At 59.7% G+C, this 17,694-nt stretch carries 14 protein-coding genes; 2 read left to right on the top strand and 12 right to left on the bottom strand.

All coding sequences use genetic code 11. The annotated features are described in order from the left end of the window. Window positions 1–2: 2 nt before the first annotated feature. The 5 genes from IMCC20628_RS02685 to IMCC20628_RS02665 all read right to left on the bottom strand — a co-directional run bounded on the left by IMCC20628_RS02685 (window position 3) and on the right by IMCC20628_RS02665 (window position 8,960). Complete coding sequence (locus tag IMCC20628_RS02685; RefSeq protein ID WP_197078454.1) at window positions 3–914, bottom strand: NAD(P)-dependent oxidoreductase; 912 nt, start codon at window positions 912–914, stop codon at window positions 3–5. Window positions 915–1,013: 99 nt separating this feature from the next. Next, complete coding sequence (locus IMCC20628_RS02680) at window positions 1,014–2,450, bottom strand: aldehyde dehydrogenase family protein (protein WP_047028918.1); 1,437 nt, start codon at window positions 2,448–2,450, stop codon at window positions 1,014–1,016. Between the two features lie 10 nt (window positions 2,451–2,460). Beyond that, entirely contained in the window at window positions 2,461–4,035 is a 1,575-nt protein-coding gene (locus tag IMCC20628_RS02675; RefSeq protein ID WP_047028917.1) for a trimethylamine methyltransferase family protein, read from the bottom strand. Window positions 4,036–4,068: 33 nt separating this feature from the next. Beyond that, window positions 4,069–6,516: an FAD-dependent oxidoreductase gene (locus IMCC20628_RS02670; RefSeq protein WP_047028916.1), complete on the bottom strand. Its 2,448-nt coding sequence runs from the start codon at window positions 6,514–6,516 to the stop codon at window positions 4,069–4,071. Then, window positions 6,513–8,960: an FAD-dependent oxidoreductase gene (locus tag IMCC20628_RS02665; protein ID WP_047028915.1), complete on the bottom strand. Its 2,448-nt coding sequence runs from the start codon at window positions 8,958–8,960 to the stop codon at window positions 6,513–6,515. The genes IMCC20628_RS02670 and IMCC20628_RS02665 overlap by 4 nt, the downstream gene beginning before the upstream one ends. A gap of 131 nt (window positions 8,961–9,091) precedes the next feature. On the opposite strand from IMCC20628_RS02665, the gene IMCC20628_RS02660 reads away from it, so the two are divergent. Further along, complete coding sequence (locus tag IMCC20628_RS02660; RefSeq protein WP_047032200.1) at window positions 9,092–9,943, top strand: LysR family transcriptional regulator; 852 nt, start codon at window positions 9,092–9,094, stop codon at window positions 9,941–9,943. Window positions 9,944–10,000: 57 nt separating this feature from the next. On the opposite strand, the gene IMCC20628_RS02655 is transcribed toward IMCC20628_RS02660, so the two are convergent. The 3 genes from IMCC20628_RS02655 to IMCC20628_RS02645 form a co-directional block, all read right to left on the bottom strand. Further along, a complete protein-coding gene (locus IMCC20628_RS02655; protein ID WP_047028914.1) occupies window positions 10,001–10,603 on the bottom strand; it encodes a ferric reductase-like transmembrane domain-containing protein in 603 nt (200 codons plus the stop codon). Between the two features lie 155 nt (window positions 10,604–10,758). Then, a complete protein-coding gene (locus tag IMCC20628_RS02650) occupies window positions 10,759–12,291 on the bottom strand; it encodes an alanine/glycine:cation symporter family protein (RefSeq protein WP_156174632.1) in 1,533 nt (510 codons plus the stop codon). 31 nt (window positions 12,292–12,322) lie between these two features. Next, a complete protein-coding gene (locus IMCC20628_RS02645) occupies window positions 12,323–12,760 on the bottom strand; it encodes a universal stress protein (protein WP_047028912.1) in 438 nt (145 codons plus the stop codon). 218 nt (window positions 12,761–12,978) lie between these two features. Between IMCC20628_RS02645 and IMCC20628_RS02640 the strand changes: the two genes are divergently transcribed. After that, window positions 12,979–13,449, top strand: coding sequence for an Lrp/AsnC ligand binding domain-containing protein (locus IMCC20628_RS02640; protein WP_082127972.1), 471 nt, complete (start codon window positions 12,979–12,981; stop codon window positions 13,447–13,449). A gap of 58 nt (window positions 13,450–13,507) precedes the next feature. On the opposite strand, the gene uxuA is transcribed toward IMCC20628_RS02640, so the two are convergent. The 4 genes from uxuA to kduI are packed head-to-tail and all read right to left on the bottom strand — an operon-like array spanning window position 13,508 to window position 17,682. Next, a complete protein-coding gene (gene uxuA, locus IMCC20628_RS02635; RefSeq protein ID WP_047028911.1) occupies window positions 13,508–14,695 on the bottom strand; it encodes a mannonate dehydratase in 1,188 nt (395 codons plus the stop codon). After that, on the bottom strand, window positions 14,692–16,143 hold the full coding sequence (locus IMCC20628_RS02630) for a mannitol dehydrogenase family protein (RefSeq protein WP_245307865.1): 1,452 nt from the start codon (window positions 16,141–16,143) through the stop codon (window positions 14,692–14,694). Before IMCC20628_RS02630 ends, uxuA begins: the two co-directional genes overlap by 4 nt. Beyond that, window positions 16,133–16,861, bottom strand: coding sequence for a 2-dehydro-3-deoxy-D-gluconate 5-dehydrogenase KduD (kduD, locus tag IMCC20628_RS02625; RefSeq protein ID WP_047028910.1), 729 nt, complete (start codon window positions 16,859–16,861; stop codon window positions 16,133–16,135). Before kduD ends, IMCC20628_RS02630 begins: the two co-directional genes overlap by 11 nt. After that, window positions 16,858–17,682, bottom strand: coding sequence for a 5-dehydro-4-deoxy-D-glucuronate isomerase (kduI, locus tag IMCC20628_RS02620; RefSeq protein WP_047028909.1), 825 nt, complete (start codon window positions 17,680–17,682; stop codon window positions 16,858–16,860). The genes kduD and kduI overlap by 4 nt, the downstream gene beginning before the upstream one ends. Between the last annotated feature and the right edge of the window lie 12 nt (window positions 17,683–17,694).

Below are 17,694 nucleotides of genomic sequence, written 5' to 3'. Positions count from 1 at the left end.
GACTATTCAAGCCTTGACGGGAAGCCCGGCGCGCGCAGATCGGTCTCGAGCACGTCCTCGAGCAGCTTGACGATCTGGGTCGACTGCGCCTCTCCGCCATAGGCTGCCTTGCCGCGCACGAAGGTCTGGTTGGTCAGCCCGGCCAGATCCATCGGCACACCGAATTCACGGCCGAAATTCATCGCAAAGCCAAGATCCTTGAGCGCCAGATCCATGTTGAAGGCCACATCATAACTGCCGTTGAGGATCAGCTGGCCTTCGGTCTCGTGCACGAAACTCGAGCCGGAACTGGCGGCAATGGCTTCCCATGCGGTCTTCAGGTCGAGTCCGCCGCGCTTGGCCAGCATCAGCGCCTCGCCATCGGCGACCAGATGGATAAAGGCCAGCATGTTGGTGATCACGTTGATGATCGAGGCCGAGCCGAGCGCTCCCATGTGGAAGATCTTGTCACCCATCGCCTCAAACGCAGGCTTGTGCTTGTCGAACAGATGCTGTTCGCCGCCGGCCAGCACGGTGATCTTGCCTTGTGCTGCCAGATGCACACCGCCGGTCACCGGCGCTTCCATGGTTTCGACGCCCTTGGCCGATGCGACCGTGGCAAGCCTCAAGATGTCGTCGCGGCCCAGCGTCGACATTTCGATCCAGGTGGTTCCGGGCCGTGCCGTGGTCAGCATTTCGGTAAGCACTTTTTCCGACACGGCCGGCGACGGCAGACAGGTGATGATTGCGTCGCAGTCGCGCGCCAGTTCGGCCGGCGTGTCGACCCAAAGGCAGCCCTTGCCCATGTCGAGATGACGCTTGGCCAAAGACTGATCGATATCGGTGACCGAAACGTCAAAGCCTTCGCGCAACAGGCTTGCCGCCATATGCCCGCCGAGATTGCCCAAGCCGATGAAACCATAGCGCATGGTGATGCTCCTGAATGAAATGATTGTGGGTTGAACGCGCGGGCCTATTGGTCTGTTGGGGCGATTTGTCCTGACAGATGAGAACCATCTGTCAGTATCGCACCACTAGCCGTGACCCACCAGCGCCTTGGTTTCGAGATAATCACGCATGCCCCAGTCGGCATATTCGCGGCCATTGCCGGATTGCTTGTAGCCGCCAAACGGAGCGAACATGTCTGCATCGGGATAGTTGATATGCACCTGCCCGGCCCGCATCTGCCGCGCGATCAGCCGCCCATGTTCGAGATCGCCAGACTGCACATAAGCGGCAAGCCCGTAGACCGTGTCATTGGCGATTTCGACCGCCTGCTCTTCCGTGTCGTAAGGCATGATCGCGAGCACCGGCCCAAAGATTTCCTCACGCGCAATCCGCATATCAGGCGTGACGCCGCCAAACACGGTTGGCTTGACGTAGTAACCATGGCTGAGCCCATCCGGCCGCTCGCGGCCGCCGGTCACCAGCGTTGCTCCGTCCTGAATGCCGGACGCGATCAAGCCTTGAATCTTGTCATACTGAACCTGACTGATCACCGGCCCCAGATTGGTATCGGGGGCAAGCGGATCCCCGGTGACAAGCTTCTCCGCAGCCTCTTTTGCAATCGCCAATGCTTCATCGTGGCGGTCCCGTGGCACCAGCATCCGTGTCGGTGCGTCGCAGGACTGGCCGCTGTTGCCGAAACACCACTCCACGCCACTGCCCACCGCTGCGTCGAGATCAGCATCCGCCAGAATGATGTTGGGAGACTTTCCGCCCAGTTCTTGCGCCACACGCTTGACCGTATCGGCTGCTGATTTCGCCACCAGAATACCAGCGCGGGTCGAACCGGTGAAAGACACTATATCAATGTCCGGATGGCTGCTGAGCACCTGACCAACACCGGGTCCGTCGCCATTGACCAGATTGAACACACCCGCCGGCACGCCGGCTTCGTGGAGAATCTCGGCAAACACAATACCGCTCAAAGGCGCGATCTCGCTCGGCTTCAGAACCATGGTGCAGCCCGCGGCCAACGCCGGCGCCACCTTGGAGGCAATCTGGTTCATCGGCCAGTTCCACGGCGTGATCAGGCCGGCAACCCCGATGGCTTCGTGCACGATCAGCGTTGTGCCGCGCATCTCCTCAAACGCGAACTCCTTGAGCGCCGTCATCGTCGCTTCGATATGAGCCAGTCCAGACCCGGCCTGGTCAGATTTCGCCATCGCCGCAGGCGCGCCCATTTCCATGGTGATTGCTTCGGCGATCTCGTCCATTCGGGCTTCGTAGATGTCACGAATGCGGCCGAGCAGCGCAAGCCGTTCCTCGGCACTCCAGTTACTGAAACCCGGAAAAGCCGCTCGCGCTGCGGCAATGGCCTTTTCCGCATCTTGCTGCGAACCAATCGCCACCTGGGCAACGCTCGCTTCCGTTGCCGGATTGATCACCTCGATTGACGTTGCTCCGGCCGAAGGCGCAACCCATTCGCCATTGATATAGAACCGCCCGAGATTGGCATAAGTCGTCATGACTGTGACCTCATACGTAGATGTTGAACGCCGCCCGGATCGCCGCATCAACTTCCGGAGGAAGTTGTGGTGCCGTCGACTCTGCAAGAATGCGGTTCTTACGCGCAATTGCCTTTTGCACCAAATCCGGCTTGCCGATTTCCGCCCATTCTTTCGGACTGGTCCGGTCAGCGACCGCCGGGTAGACATATTCGGTCTGCATCACGCTCAAGGTCTGCGGATGACCAAGATAATGACCCGGGCCTTCGAGGCAGACCTCGCGCATGGCGTCGAGGCTGACATTGTCCTCGGTGACATCGATGCCGCGCACGCAACGCAACACCTGGCCGAGAAGATCATCGCCGAGCACCAGAGATTCCATGCAGAATCCCAGCAGCGACGCATGCATGCCGACAGATTCATAGACCATGTTGAGGCCGCTCAGTCCCGCCATGGTGTTGGAGATCGCCTGTTCCCAGCCGGCCTGCATGTCCGGCAGTTTGGCATCGGCAATCCCCGCCGCAGCACCGCCAGGCAGACCGTAAAACCGGTGCATCTGGGCGCAGCCCGCCGTCAACAAGGCCTGCTCGCCGGAGCCGCCGGACATCGCGCCTGAGCGCAGATCGGACACGAACGGCCAGGTCCCGAACACCGCCGGATGCCCCGGCGCCATGGCGTTGACATAGACAACACCAGCAAGGCACTCGGCCACCGCCTGCACGATCGCGGTGGCGAGCGGCGCTGGCGCTGTGGCGCCCGCCTGCCCGGCTGACAAGAGCAGCACCGGCATGCCGGCGCGGATGCACTTCTCCATCGTGATGCAGCTCTCTTCCGCAAATTTCATCGGCGGAACCACAAAGCAGTTCGAATTCGACACGAACGGCCGCGCCCGCCAAGCCGCTTCGCCACCGGCGATCAAGTGCAACAGTTCGAGACAGCCTTCGAAATGCGACGGGTCGGAAAAGCTGGTTCCAACATGTTTGGTGGTGCCGGCGCAGCAGGCATAGATGGTGTTGATGTCCATCTCGAAATTGTCGACCACATCACGGCAGACCATGGCGCGCTGGAAGAAATGCACATTGTCGAGCGCATGGGTGATCCGCGCTGCATCATAGAGATCCCGCGCAGTGGATTCGCGGTAGGTGCGGTTTTCCACATCGACCACATGCACCGCGGCGCCTGCTGTTCCGTAGTGCACTCGTGTGCCCGACAGATCGAGATCATGTTTGGGATCGCGGCCAAACAGCACCAGATCCTTGTTGGCCAGCGCCAGCATGTCCTCGACCAGAGCGCGCGGAAACCGGATCCGCCCGTCATCACCCAGAATGGCGCCTGCGCCAGTGAGAATTTCAACGCCCGATGGCGGCGCCTGCGACAGCCCGATGGTCTCCAGCGCATCGAGTGCCGCTTCGTGAATGCGAAGCACATTGGCCTGTGACAATGGCGAATATTGGCCGCCGCTCATGCCTGCCCGGATCGGCCTTAGATTGTCGGCCAGCGGCGAAGTCCGGACCAGAACCCGGTTGGCGCGGCCACCAGACCGACGGTTCAGCTTTTCAACTGGTGGAGACTCGATTGCAGTGTTGGTTTCAGGTGCGATGTCCATCTAGGTCTCCATAGATCCGAAGCAGATTTCAAGTCACATCCGGACGCGGAGCGAGCCGGGGTCGTAAAGCGGTTTCAGGGACGCCGTTGCTGAATGGCGTTCCCCGGCAATTTCGATTTCGTAAGTTGAGGCAAGCATCTCTTCGACGCTTTCGCCCTTGCAAGGCACGTAGCCGAGCCCGATGGCGCCGCCGAGATGATGGCCGTAATTGCCCGAGGTGATGATCGAAACAATCTCGCCGTCGCGGACAATCACCTCGTTGTGGAACATCAGCGGCTCCGGATCCTTGAGCTGGAACTGCACCAGCCGGCGCGACAGGCCTTCTTCGCGTTTGCTCAACACCGCATCGCGGCCGATGAACTCGCCCTTCTTGGTTTTCACCGCAAAACCGAGACCGGCTTCCAGCACATGATCCTCGTCGGTGATGTCATGGCCAAAATGCCGGAAGCCTTTTTCGATCCGGCAGGAATCGAGCGTGTGCAAGCCACAAAGCTTCAGCCCGTGATCGGTGCCTGCGTCGGCCAGCGCTTCAAACACATGGGCGGTCTGGTCGGAAGACACGTAGATTTCCCAACCGAGTTCGCCGACATAGGTGACGCGGTGTGCGCGCGCCAATCCCATGCCGATCTCGATTTCGCGTGCCATGCCAAACGGGTGTGCCTCATTGGAAAAATCATTCGGGCTCACCGCCTGCAGAAGATTGCGGGCATTCGGGCCCATGATGCAAAGCACCGATTCCGCGGCCGTGACATCGGTGATGACAACGAACTCATCTTCCAGATGCCGCCGCAGCCAGGCCAGATCGCGTTGCAGGGTAAAGCCGGGAACAATCAGCAGGAACGCCATGTCCGACAGCCGCGTCACGGTCAGATCGCACTCGATGCCGGCACGGGTGTTGAGCATCTGGGTGTAGACAATCTTGCCCGGCTCGACATTCATCTCATTGGCGCAAAGCCGCTGCATGAAGGAAACCGCATCGCGTCCCTCGACCCGGATCTTGCCGAACGAGGTCATGTCGAACAGGCCGACAGCCTCGCGCACCGCCGTGTGTTCGCGCTTCTGGTTGTCAAACCAGTTCTGCCGCTTCCAGGAATATTTGTATTCCCTCTCCTGACCCTCATCGGCGAACCAGTTGGCCCGCTCCCAACCGGCCATTTCACCAAACACCGCGCCGCGTGCTTTCAGCTGCTCATGGATCGGCGAACGGCGAATGCCGCGTGCGGTCTCCATCTGCCGGTAGGGGTAGTGATCGGCGTAAAGCAGGCCAAGGGTTTCAGTCACCCGCTCGCGCAGATAATGCCGGTTCTTCTGGAATGGCTGTGCCCGGCGGATATCGACTTCCCACAGATCGAACGGCGGCTCGCCATCATTCATCCATTGCGCCAGCGCAAAGCCTGCGCCGCCGGATGAGACGATGCCGACGGAGTTGTACCCGGCTGCGACCCAGTAGCCTTTGATCTCCGGCGCTTCGCCGAGATAATAGCGGTCATCCGGGGTAAAACTTTCCGGCCCGTTGAAGAAGGTGTGAATGCCGGTGGTGGCCAGCAGCGGCAGCCTGTTGACCGCCTGTTCGAGGATCGGCTCGAAGTGATCGAAATCCTCCGGCAACTGGTCGAAGCAGAAATCCTCCGGGATTCCCTGCATGCCCCAGGCCTTGGCTTTCGGCTCGAAAGCGCCGAGCAGCATCTTGCCGGCGTCTTCCTTGTAATAGGCGCATTCATCCGGCACCCGCAGCACCGGCAGCCGCGGCAGGCCTTCGATCGCCTCGGTGACGATGTAAAAATGCTCGCAGGCATGCAGTGGCAGCGTCACGCCCGATTGCGCCGCAAGATCGCGGCCCCACATGCCGCCGCAATTGACCACAATGTCAGCCGCGATAGAGCCGGTTTCCTCGCCCTGCTGCCAGTCGACCCCGGTCACCTGCCCGTCGGCACTGGTGATTGCCGTCACCTTGACGCCCTCAATGATGCGGGCGCCGTTCTGGCGTGCGCCCTTGGCCAGCGCCATGGCGATATTGGCCGGGTCGCATTGCCCGTCGAGCGGCAGATGCACCGCCGCGGTGACGTCGGAGATATTGAGATGCGGATACATCTTCAGCACCTCTTCAGGGCTGACTTCCTGCACATCAATATCGAAGGCGCGGGCCAGCGACGCCTGCCGGTAGATTTCCTCCTTGCGCGCTTCGGTCAACGCTACGGTGATCGATCCGCATTGCCGCATCCCGGTGGCGACGCCGGTCTCTTCCTCGAGCTTGATGTAGAGATCGGCCGAATATTTGGCGAGACGGGTCATGTTGAGCGAAGCGCGCAACTGTCCAATCAGCCCGGCCGCATGCCAGGTGGTGCCGCAGGTCAATTGCTTGCGTTCCAAGAGCACGATGTCGCGCCAGCCGAGCTTGGCCAGGTGATAGGCCACCGAACAGCCAGAGACCCCGCCGCCAACAATGACAACACGGGCCTTGTCTGGAACTGGCACACTCATGCCCGCAACCTTTCATTCCTGGGATCCCACAAGGGTTCGTCAGGAGCCAGCGTGGCGACAAAACGTTCGCCGAATATTTCAACTTCAAGCACTGTGCCGGGCTCGCTCAGATCGGCGCGGACCATGCCGAGCGCAATGGATTTGCCGATCCTGTGCCCCCAGCCTCCCGACGTGGTTTCACCCACCACCTTGCCGTCATGCCAGAGCGTCGACATGTAGGGCGCATCGCAATCACCCGCATCGACCATCAGCGTGACAAAGCGCTTGGACACGCCGCGCTGACGTTCCGCCAGCAGTGCCTGCTTACCGATGAAGTCGGGTTTTTCGAATTTGACAAAGCGCTCGAGCCCGCCCTGCAGCATGGTGTAATCAGTCGACAGATCCCCCTTCCAGGCCCGGTAGCTCTTTTCCAGCCGCAGCGAATTGAGCGCGAACATGCCGAACGGCCTCAGCCCATGTGCCTGCCCCGCCTGCATCACCGCATCGAAGACCGGCGCCGTGTCCTCAACCTTGGTGTGGATTTCCCAGCCCAGTTCACCGGCGAAGGAGACCCGCACCAACTGGCACCATGTCCCTGCAATCTGCGCCGACTGGTGGGTCAACCAGGGTTTGCTCAGATCAGCCTCGGTGATGGCGGACAGGATATCGCGCGATTTCGGCCCGGTCAGGATCTGGCAGGCAAACGCGTCGGTCACATCCTCAATGGCAATCTCGGAGCCGGTGGGCAGATGCTTGGTCAGCCATTCGAAATCATGCCATTGCGCCGTGGCGGCGGTGATCAGGAAGAAGAAATCCTCATCCAGCGCCATCAGCGACATTTCGGTGACAATGCGGCCCCTGGCGTCGGCGAAATAGCCCAGCCCGATCCGGCCCGGCTTTGGCGCCATGCCAGTGATAAGCGTGTTGAGCCAGTCGCGCGCGCCGGGCCCCTGAACCTTGAACCGTGAGAACCCCGGCAAATCGAGAATGCCGGCAGCATCGCGCACCGCCAGACATTCCTCGCGGACGGCCTCGAACCAGGCCCCCTCACGCGCCCAGGTCTGCGTCGCTTCTTCGCTGGTGTCATCGCCAGGCCGCGCATACCAGTTGGCCCGCTCCCAGCCATCATAGGCACCGAACTGCGCACCGAGATCCGCGATCCGGTCATGCACCGGCGAAAGTTTCTTGTTGCGCCCGGCAGGCCAGGCGTGATGCGGGAAATGCATGCCATATTCATGGCCATAGACTTCCATGCCCTTGGCGATCGCGTAATCCTGATCGCAGAACCCGGTGAAGCGGCGCGGATCGCAGGACCACATGTCCCACTCGGTCTCGCCCTGCATCACCCATTCGGCCAGCACCTTGCCGGCACCACCGCCCTGGCAGATGCCGAAGGTGAAGACGCAGGCCTCGAATGCATTGGGCACACCGGGCATCGGCCCGATCAGCGGATTGCCGTCCGGCGTATAGGGAATCGGCCCGTTGATGTTTTTCGTCAGTCCCGCCGTGCCCAGCAACGGCACCCGCTCGACCGCGTCATTGATGTACCATTCCAGCCGCTCGAGATCGTCCGGGAACAGCTGGAACGAGAAATCCGCCGGCATCGGGTCGTCCGGCGTTGTCCAATGAGCCCGGCAATTGCGCTCGTAAGGGCCGAGATTGAAGCCGTTCTTTTCCTGCCGGAGATAGTAGGAACTGTCGACGTCGCGCATCAGCGGCAGCTTGTGGCCGACTTCCTTGCTCCAGGCCGCCAGTTCCGGAACTTCGTCAAACAGCATGTACTGATGGCTCATCACCATCATCGGCATGTCTCGACCGAACAACTTACCGACTTCGCGGGCGTAATAGCCTGCGGCATTGACCACATATTCGCAGCGGATCTCGCCCTTTTCGGTCGATATCACCCACTCGTCATTTTCGCGGCGTACGCCGGTGGCGGGACAGAAGCGGTAGATCTTGGCGCCAAGATCGCGCGCGCCCTTGGCCAGCGCCTGGGTCAACTGCGCCGGATCGATGTCGCCGTCATAGGGATCATAGAGCGCGCCGGTGAGATCATGGGTTTCGGCGAACGGATAGCGTGACTTGATTTCGTCTGGCGACAAAATGTCGAGATCCATGCCCTGATAGCGGCCCATGCCGGCCACGCGCTGGAACTCCCGCAAGCGCTCTTTGGAATGCCCCAGCCGGATCGACCCGGTGACATGGTAATTCATCGGGTAATCGACTTCTTCGGCCAGACCCCGGTAGAGTTCGGTCGAATAACGCTGCATGTTCATGATCGACCAGGACGACGAGAATGTCGGCACATTGCCGGCAGCATGCCAGGTGGAACCAGCCGTCAGTTCGTTCTTTTCGAGCAGGACGCAATCGGTCCAGCCAGCCTTGGCCAGATGGTAAAGCGCCGAGACCCCGACCACGCCGCCTCCGATAATGACAACCCGTGCATGCCCTGCAATCTCGCCCACACGTCTCTCCCGCAACAGTTCGATTAGGGTGAGTATCAGGTGCGGTTCACGGTTGCGCTATTGTGCCGAAAAGCCTTTATTAATCGGAAAATCCGATTAGGGTGCAGAGCAGCAAAATCAAAGGGTCGGTCATGCAAATCGAGCATCTGGAAACTTTCCTCGACCTGATGGAAACCAACAGCTTCAACCGCACCGCCGAACGCCTGAACCTGACCCAGTCAACCGTATCCGGCCGCATCCAGGCGCTGGAAACCACGCTGGGGCGCAAGCTGTTCACCCGAAGTCGCGCCGGGACCCAGCCGACGCCGGCTGGATTCAAGCTGCTTGATCATGCCCGCACCTTGCGCCACCAATGGACCGAGGCGCGGCGATCTGTGCAGAACACCGGCAATTTTGCCCATTCGATGCGGATCGGCATGCAGCATGACCTGGCCTCCAGCCACATTGCCGACTGGGTGAGCGGGTTCAGGAAAGTCCTGCCCGATGCTGCCTTCTATATCGACCTCGATTTTTCCAACCAGATGAGCATCGACCTGCTGGCTGGCGAAATCGATCTGTCGATCATGTTCACCCCGAAGAACCTACCCGACCTGCATTACGAACACATCGGTGAACTCGCCTACCGGATGATCAGTTCAACGGCGGTGCACCTCAACGACATCGAGCCGCAAAGCTACATCTTCACCAACTATTCGCCGGCATTTGAGAAGGTGCACCGCCAGATCGTCGCCAATCTGGCCGAAACGCCGCTGTCGAGCGGACAGAACATCACTGTGTGCGGTCTTCTCATGGCTCTGGGCGGAACCGCTTACGTGCTGGAGGATTCCGCTGAGGAAATGGTGGCCTCAGGCGGGTTCGGTTTTGTCAGGGGCGCGCCGCGCATACCCCAGTCCGTCTATTTCGCTGTGCATCTGCGCAACCGCCATTCGCACATCCACCGCCGCCTGCTCAACAGCGCCCGCAAACACCTGTCGGGGCAGTGACGCGCACGACCACTTCATCCGGACAATCACGGTCGTCAGTTCTATCCTGCCGGATGATCAAGGATCGGTAGCTGCGACCGCCGGACCTGCCCTGCCGGAATAAGTCTTCCAGATCCGCCAGGCTTCAAGCGCAGCAAGCGGCACGAAATGCACCAGAGCCGGACCAAGATTGTTGTTCACAAAAATCCAGTGCAGTAGGGTCAGCACCGCGGCCGGGTAGACAAACCGCTGCAGTTTCGTCCACCCCGCCAGCAGCCAGCGCTGCGATGCGGCATTGCTGGTCAGACCCAGCGGCACGAAGATCGCGAACGCCAGCCAGCCCGTCCAGATCCCAAGTTCCGTGAACTCCGCAAGCATTGGAGCAAGGGCGCCCTCGTCAATGACGTACAAGACCAGATGCAGCACCGCATAGAGGAAGGCAGCCACACCAAGCGCGCGTCGGCGCCGCATCAGCCAGTTCAGCCAACCCGCCTTGGGAAAGATCATCCGCAACGGCGTGATCATCATAGCGATGATCATGAAGCGGGCAGAGAATTCACCGGTGGGATGAAGCAGCCCCTCGGCGACACCCGGGTCGGAAACCAGCGAGATCAGCATGGGTATGGCTGGCAGGGCGAGCAATGCCCAAAACAGGTAGGGCGATGAAAAAATGCGTCTCACGAGGAATATCCTTTTGGTTCGGCTCCCGACATAGACCCGCAGGCAGACCGTTCCAAGTTAAACTCTGGTAATGAAAACGGCGCCAGTGCTTTCGCGCTGACGCCGGATCTCTGATGGGCGCGCCGAAGCCGCCCACCATGTTTTTGCAATCAAGCCTAGTGCTTGAACTTGCGGATTTCACCAGCCTTGAGCCGCGAAGCGTAGGAAATCAGCTCCTTCTTCACCAGTCCCATCAGGAAGTAGAGGCAGAAGATGTTGACCACAGCCATGGCAAAGATCGCGGCATCGGAGAAGTCGATGACCGGACCAAGGCTGGCCGCCGCACCGATGACGATGAACACGCAGAATATGACCTTGAATGTCAGCTCCGAGTTCTTGCCTTCGCCGAACAGATAGGTCCAGCTCTTCAGCCCGTAATAGGACCAGGAGATCATGGTCGAGAAGGCAAACAGCACCACCGCGATGGCCAGCACATAAGGGAACCAGCTGATGGCCGATCCGAATGCTGCCGAGGTCAGGGCCACGCCGCTGACATCGCCAACAGTGGCAATCGACGTACCGGCTTCGTTGAGCACATAGAGCCCGGTGGCCTGATCAACGATCAACTGCTGCGAAATGGTGATCACCAGTGCGGTCATCGTGCAGATCACGACAGTGTCGATGAGTGGCTCGAGGAGCGACACAAAACCTTCTGTAATCGGCTCTTTGGTTCTCACCGCCGAGTGGGCAATTGCCGCCGAGCCGACACCGGCTTCGTTGGAAAACGCTGCCCGTTTGAAGCCCTGGATCAGAGCGCCGACAAAGCCGCCTGCAACGCCGAGGCCGGTAAAGGCACCGCCGAAGATCTGGCCGAATGCCCAGCCGATCTTGTCGTAGTTCACCAGCAGGATGATCAGCGCCGCACCGACATAGAGAATGCCCATGAACGGAACAATCTTTTCAGTCACGTTGGCGATGGATTTGATGCCGCCGACGATGACCGCAAAGACCACTGCTGCGAAGACAATTCCTGTAATCCAGCCCGGATAGTCACCGACAATGCCGGAAATCTGCGCATGCGCCTGATTGGCCTGGAACATGTTGCCGCCGCCGAGTGCGCCGAGGATACAGAAGATCGAAAACATCACCGCGAGGAACTTGCCGCCGGGAAGACCCAGCTCCTTGAACCCCTTGGAGATGTAGTACATCGGACCACCGGAAACCGTGCCGTCTTCATACTCGTTGCGGTACTTCACACCGAGCGTACATTCAGTGAATTTGGACGCCATGCCGAGCAGTCCGGCAAGGATCATCCAGAACGTCGCCCCGGGTCCGCCGATGCCAACGGCAACCGCCACACCGGCGATATTGCCGAGACCGACAGTGCCCGACAGCGCTGTTGCCAGTGCCTGGAAATGGCTCACTTCACCCGCATCATTGGGATCCGAGTAATCACCTTTCACCAGGCCGATGGCATGACCGAAGAAGCGGAACTGCACAAAGCCGAAATAGATCGTAAAGATCGAGGCCGCGATCACCAGCCACATCACGATCCAGGGAAAACTGGTGCCCGGAAGTGGCGCGAAAATAAGGCTGACAAACGGCCCGGTGACGGCCGCAAAGATCTCGTTGACCTTCTGGTCGAGGGTCATGGCTTCCTGCGCATGAGCGGCGCCCGCAAGCCCGGCTGTTGAGAGTGCCAACAGCATCATTTTTCTAAAAAGCATCATGATAATACCCTCAATTGACAACGGTGACCGGCACGGATGCGTGCATCACAAGATTGGAGGTCGCGCTGCCGAAAAAGCGTTTCGCAAAACCGCCTTCCGAAGACCGGCTGACAATGATCTGCTCGGCCTTCTCTTCTTCCGCAACAGTCATCAGGATGGATGCGACATCGCCATGCCGTACCTTGCCCGTGGCCTTGAGCCCGGCCGCATGCACCTTCGCGACAGCCGGATCGATGACCCGCTGCGTTGCCGTTGAGATCTCCTCTTCACGGCGCTTGTGGCGCTGTGCGTTTTCTTCAGCCGTCTGGAAGGAATAAGGCGACCATTCCACCACATAGACGATCATCAGCTCGCAATCCCCGATGAGCTTGGCCAGCCGCTCCGCATAGGCCAGGGCACGTTCGCCTGACCCGTGGCCATCAAGGCCAACAACCAGTTTTGTTGTCATTTCAAGTCCCTCTCTTATTGTTTTCATACCCGTTCCCGTCGCCGGAACTACAACTCAATACAGCCAATTAAAAATTCGAAACCGACGCTGAAACACAAATGCAATACGGGCTACCCCGTCCAACAACTTTAGTCGAAAAGACTAGTCTATGGACCTTTTATTGGTCTACATTCAAAACAATCGGCCAAAAAACAGGAAATGCAAGGAAAAAAGACCAAGTGAAGAGGAATTTAGACCCTATAGATCGCCGCATCCTCAATGAATTGCAGGCGCATGGGCGGATGTCGATCGTTGATCTTGCCGAGCGTGTGCATCTGACCAAAACCCCGTGTTCGGAACGGGTCAAACGGCTCGAGCGTGACGGGGTCATTTCCGGTTACAGCGCCACTATTGAGCCCACTGAAGTGGACATGAGCCACGTCATGATCGTCCATGTGAACCTGTCAAAGACCAGCGACAGCTCGCTTGAGGACTTCAATCGGGCCGTCCGGTTGATCCCCGAAGTACAGAGCTGCCTGATGATTGCCGGGCCGTTTGATTACATGCTCAAAGTTCGCACCCGCGACATCACCGAGTTCCGGGAACTGCTTGGCGATCGGATCAGCAAGTTGCCGTCGGTGATGCAGACCCACTCCTTCGCAGTCATGGAATCCGTCAAGGAAACAAGCATGATCGAATTGCGCAGCTGACCCTTGGCTGCACGGTGGCGAATGTAGCAATCGAATCGGTATCAGCGGAAAAGCGAACTTAGCTGGCCGGGGTCCCGGCATAGGACAAGCCGGCAATCACGCCACGCAATTCGGCAAGCCCGCGCATGCGGCCGATCAACGGATAGCCAGGATGCGTGTTGCGGGCTGCATCATCCAGCAATTCGTGACCATGATCCGGACGGAACGGAATTTCCCAATCTTTATCTCCGCTCGCACGGCGTCGCGCCTCTTCCTGCAGAAGTGCGGCAATCAGGTCGACCATGTCTGTATCACCTGAAAGATGCGCTGCTTCCTCAAACGAGCCATCGACATCCTTGCGGACATTGCGCAGATGCGCGAACCAGATTCGCGAGGCAAACTTGCGGACAATCGCCGGCACATCATTGTCCGGATTGGCCCCAAGCGAGCCGGCACACAAGGTCAGCCCGTTGGCCGGACTGTCGACGGCATTTAGGATCCAGGCGATGTCGTCGGCGGCGGAGACAATCCGCGGCAAGCCCAGAATGTCCCGCGGCGGGTCGTCAGGATGAACGCAAAACCGCATGCCGAGATCTTCGGCAGCCGGGATGATTTCTTCCAGAAACCGTTGGTAATGAGCGCGCAGCGCGCGCCGATCAATTCCTTCATATCGCTTCAGCGCCGCCTTCAACCCGTCTGCATCGTAACGCTCGAAGGCGCCCGGCAGGCCGGACATCACCGAATGCATCAGCTCGGCGCGGTCAGCATCCGTTGAAGCCCGAAACCACAATTCGGCAGCCGTGATTACATCGGCCGAATAATCCTCCCTCGCTGCACTGCGGCCAAGCATGAACAGTTCCAAGGCAGCCATTTTCGGCGCTGAGAACCGCAGGCAACTTCCGCCATTGGCAACAGGCGCCGCAAGGTCTGTGCGGGTCCAGTCAAGCAGCGGCATGAAATTGTAACAGATCGTCTTGATGCCTTCTGCCGCCAGATTGGCCATGGATTGCCGGTAATTGGCAAAAAGCCCCGACAGGTCGCCGTCATTGCGCTTGATGCGCTCGTGAATAGGCAGGCTTTCAACGACAACCCAGTCGAAACCGGCTGCCATGATCCCAGCTTTGCGTTCGGCAATGATTTCGCGCGGCCAGATTTCTCCATAGGGGATCTCGTGCAATGCCGTGACGATGCTGCTTGCACCGGTCTGTGCCACATCACCCAGCGAAATCCTGTCCAGCGGACCATACCAGCGCCAGCTTTCCTTCATGTGACGTCCTCAACAGCTTGCCGCGCGCCAAGGCGGCATAGTTTTTCATAGGAATGACTGACCGGCTCCAGCAATTGCGCCGCCAGGTCGGCACTGAATATTTCCCGGACCGAAAGCAACGCCGCAACTTTTTCAGCCGGTGTTTCTGCCGCATCGGACAGGCCGCGCAACCGATCCGCCAGGGGGTCCTTGACCTCGATCGGCTGGCCCTTTTCATCGACGCCGCCGACATAGCGCATCCATGCAGCAACTGCGAGCATCAGGCCGGGGCTCGCCCGTCCTGCGGCCAGATTGTCGGCAATGGTTCCGAGAATGCGTTGCGGCAGTTTCTGGCTGCCATCCATGGCAATCTGCCAGGCGCGATGACGGATCGCCGGGTTGGAATAGCGCTCGAACAAGGCGTCGGCATAGTCGGCCAGGTTCACCCCTTCGGGTGGGTTGAAGGACGGCATGATCTCCTCTTGCCAGAGCCGTTTGGCAAAGCCCGCAAAGACCGGGTCCGCCACGGTCTCGGCGATGGTCTCATGGCCTGCCAGATAACCCAGATAGGCCAGCGAGGAATGGGTGCCATTCAGCATCCTGAGCTTCATGCGCTCGAACGGGGTTACGTCCGACACCATCTCGACGCCGGCTGCGGCCAGATCCGGATAGGCATCTGCGCCATAGGCGGGAACAAAATCATCTTCCACCACCCATTGGCGGAACGGTTCGCACAGCACCGGCGCTTCATCGCGAATGCCGATTTTCTGGGCCAGCCGCTCGACATCCTCTGGTTTTGTCGCCGGCGTGATCCGGTCGACCATTGTCGAGGGGAACCGGCCTTCCGCCTCGATCCACGCAGCGAGGCTCGGGTCAAGTTCACGGGCGAAATCCAGCACCACGCCGCGCACCAGCTTGCCGTTCTCGGGAAGATTGTCGCAGGTCAGCACTGTGAAAGGCGGATCGCCGGCATCGCGCCGCCGCTGCAGCGCCCGGACAAGATAACCGATCGCGGTCTTGGGCTTTGCATTCTTCAGATCATGAGCAATGTCGGGATGGGAAAAGTTCAACCGTCCGGTCGCCGGATCATGGCAATAGCCCTTCTCCGTCACCGTCAGCGTGACAATGCGAATGGCCGGATCGGCCATGCGGGCAAGCACGGCCTCGGGATCCTCGGGCGCAACAAGCACAGTCTCCAGTATCTCGACCTTGCGGAATGTTTCGCCACCATCGGGGTCCTGCGACACCGTGGTGTAGACGAAATCCTGCAGCGCAAGCTTGTCGCGCGTCCCCGGGCTTTGCAGACTGACGCCGACGATGCCCCAGTCACCGCCGGAAACCCGCACCGCGTCATCGATATAAATCGCGCCGAACGCCCGAAAAAAGGCACCGAGACCGAGATGGACAACCCCCGATTTCGGTTTCGGGTGATCCTTGCTGCGGCCAAGTCTTTCCAGTTTAGCGGGCAAGCCAGCCTCCATCGACATTGAGAACTGCACCGTGGATATATTTCGCCGCCGGTGACGCCAGGAAAACCGCAGCCGCGCCAATGTCATCGGGCTCGCCCCAGCGTCCGGCAGGAATGCGATCCAGAATAGCCTGGTTTCGCTCCGGGTCATCCCTCAGTGCTTCGGTGTTGTTGGTGGCAATGTAGCCCGGCGCAATCGCATTGACGTTGATGCCACTTGCCGACCACTCATTGGCCAGGGCTTTTGTGAGGCCGGCCACGCCGTGTTTTGCCGCCGTATAGGATGCCACCCGAATGCCGCCCTGAAACGACAGCAGCGACGCCACGTTGACGATGCTGCCAGTGCCGTTGCGTTCGAGCACGGCGCGGGCAAAGGCCTGGCTGGTAAAGAACACCGACTTCAGGTTGATGTCGACGACGTCATCCCAGTCAGCTTCGCTGAAATTAATGGCGTCGCTGCGCCGTATGATGCCGGCATTGTTGACCAGAATGTCGATGCGGTTCTCTGAAAACACGTCGCGCGCCGCCAGCGGATCGGAAAAATCCAGAATGATCTCACGTCCACCCGGTATCTGGCTCAACGTCTCTGCACAGGACCTTCGCCCTGCGCAAATGACCATCGCGCCTGCCCTGCTCATGGCGATTGCCGTGGCCTGGCCGATTCCGGTATTGGCGCCTGTGACCAATACGGTTTTGCCAGACAGCGAAAATGGGTTCACCGAAGATCTCCCATGGCGACCATGTCCATATCGGTGAAATCGACATTGTCACCGGCCATCGCCCAGCAGAACGTGTAGGCACCGGTACCGGCGCCACAATGGATCGACCAGGACGGCGAAATCACCACTTCTTCATTGGCCATAACAATGTGCCGGGTCTCGTCCGGCTGCCCCATGAAGTGGAAGACCCGCTGTTCCGGGCCAAGCTCGAAATAGAGATAGGCTTCCATCCTGCGGTCATGCAGATGCGCAGGCATGGTGTTCCAGACAGACCCCGAGGCGAACTGCGTGTAGCCCATCAACAACTGGCAGCTGTCGGCCACTTCCGGATGCAGGAACTGCAGAATAACGCGCTCATTCGAGGTTTCGGCCGAGCCCATCTCGACCCGGCGGGCATCTTCAATGCGGATCAGCTTGCTCGGGCAGCTCCGGTGCGCCGGTGCCGAGAGCACATAGAACCGGCCATTGCCTGAAAAGGTCACGGCCCCCGAACCCATGCCGAGATAAAGCACATCGCCCTTGTTGACCGTGTAGTCGGTGCCGCCGGCCGACACGGTTCCGCTGTCGCCAATATTGAGGATACCCATCTCGCGCCGGTCGAGGATCGAAGGCGTGCCGCTTTCCTCGACCCGATCGAGCGTCAGCTTGCCGCCGGCAGGAACCGCGCCGCCGACGATCATCCGGTCGTAATGGGTGTAGACCAGCCGGATTTCGCCATCAGCAAACAGGCCGCCGGCATGAAAATGGGACCGCAACCCTGTGGTATCAAGGCCCTTGGCCGTAGCCGGGTCAATGGCGTGACGGGTTTCAACTGTCAGCATGAAAAATCTCCC

The sequence above is a fragment of the Hoeflea sp. IMCC20628 genome (assembly GCF_001011155.1).
Classification (GTDB): domain Bacteria; phylum Pseudomonadota; class Alphaproteobacteria; order Rhizobiales; family Rhizobiaceae; genus Hoeflea.
Note: the sequence above shows the minus strand (reverse complement) of the source record. Positions and strands in the feature narration are given on the sequence as shown.

Excerpts from the sequence above, each read along its gene's own strand:
- IMCC20628_RS02680 (WP_047028918.1), bottom strand. The coding sequence starts at position 2,450 with ATGACGACTTATGCCAATCTCGGGCGGTTCTATATCAATGGCGAATGG.
- IMCC20628_RS02675 (WP_047028917.1), bottom strand. The coding sequence starts at position 4,035 with ATGGACATCGCACCTGAAACCAACACTGCAATCGAGTCTCCACCAGTT.
- IMCC20628_RS02670 (WP_047028916.1), bottom strand. The coding sequence starts at position 6,516 with ATGAGTGTGCCAGTTCCAGACAAGGCCCGTGTTGTCATTGTTGGCGGC.
- IMCC20628_RS02660 (WP_047032200.1), top strand. The coding sequence starts at position 9,092 with ATGCAAATCGAGCATCTGGAAACTTTCCTCGACCTGATGGAAACCAAC.
- IMCC20628_RS02650 (WP_156174632.1), bottom strand. The coding sequence starts at position 12,291 with ATGCTGTTGGCACTCTCAACAGCCGGGCTTGCGGGCGCCGCTCATGCG.
- IMCC20628_RS02645 (WP_047028912.1), bottom strand. The coding sequence starts at position 12,760 with ATGACAACAAAACTGGTTGTTGGCCTTGATGGCCACGGGTCAGGCGAA.
- uxuA (WP_047028911.1), bottom strand. The coding sequence starts at position 14,695 with ATGAAGGAAAGCTGGCGCTGGTATGGTCCGCTGGACAGGATTTCGCTG.
- kduI (WP_047028909.1), bottom strand. The coding sequence starts at position 17,682 with ATGCTGACAGTTGAAACCCGTCACGCCATTGACCCGGCTACGGCCAAG.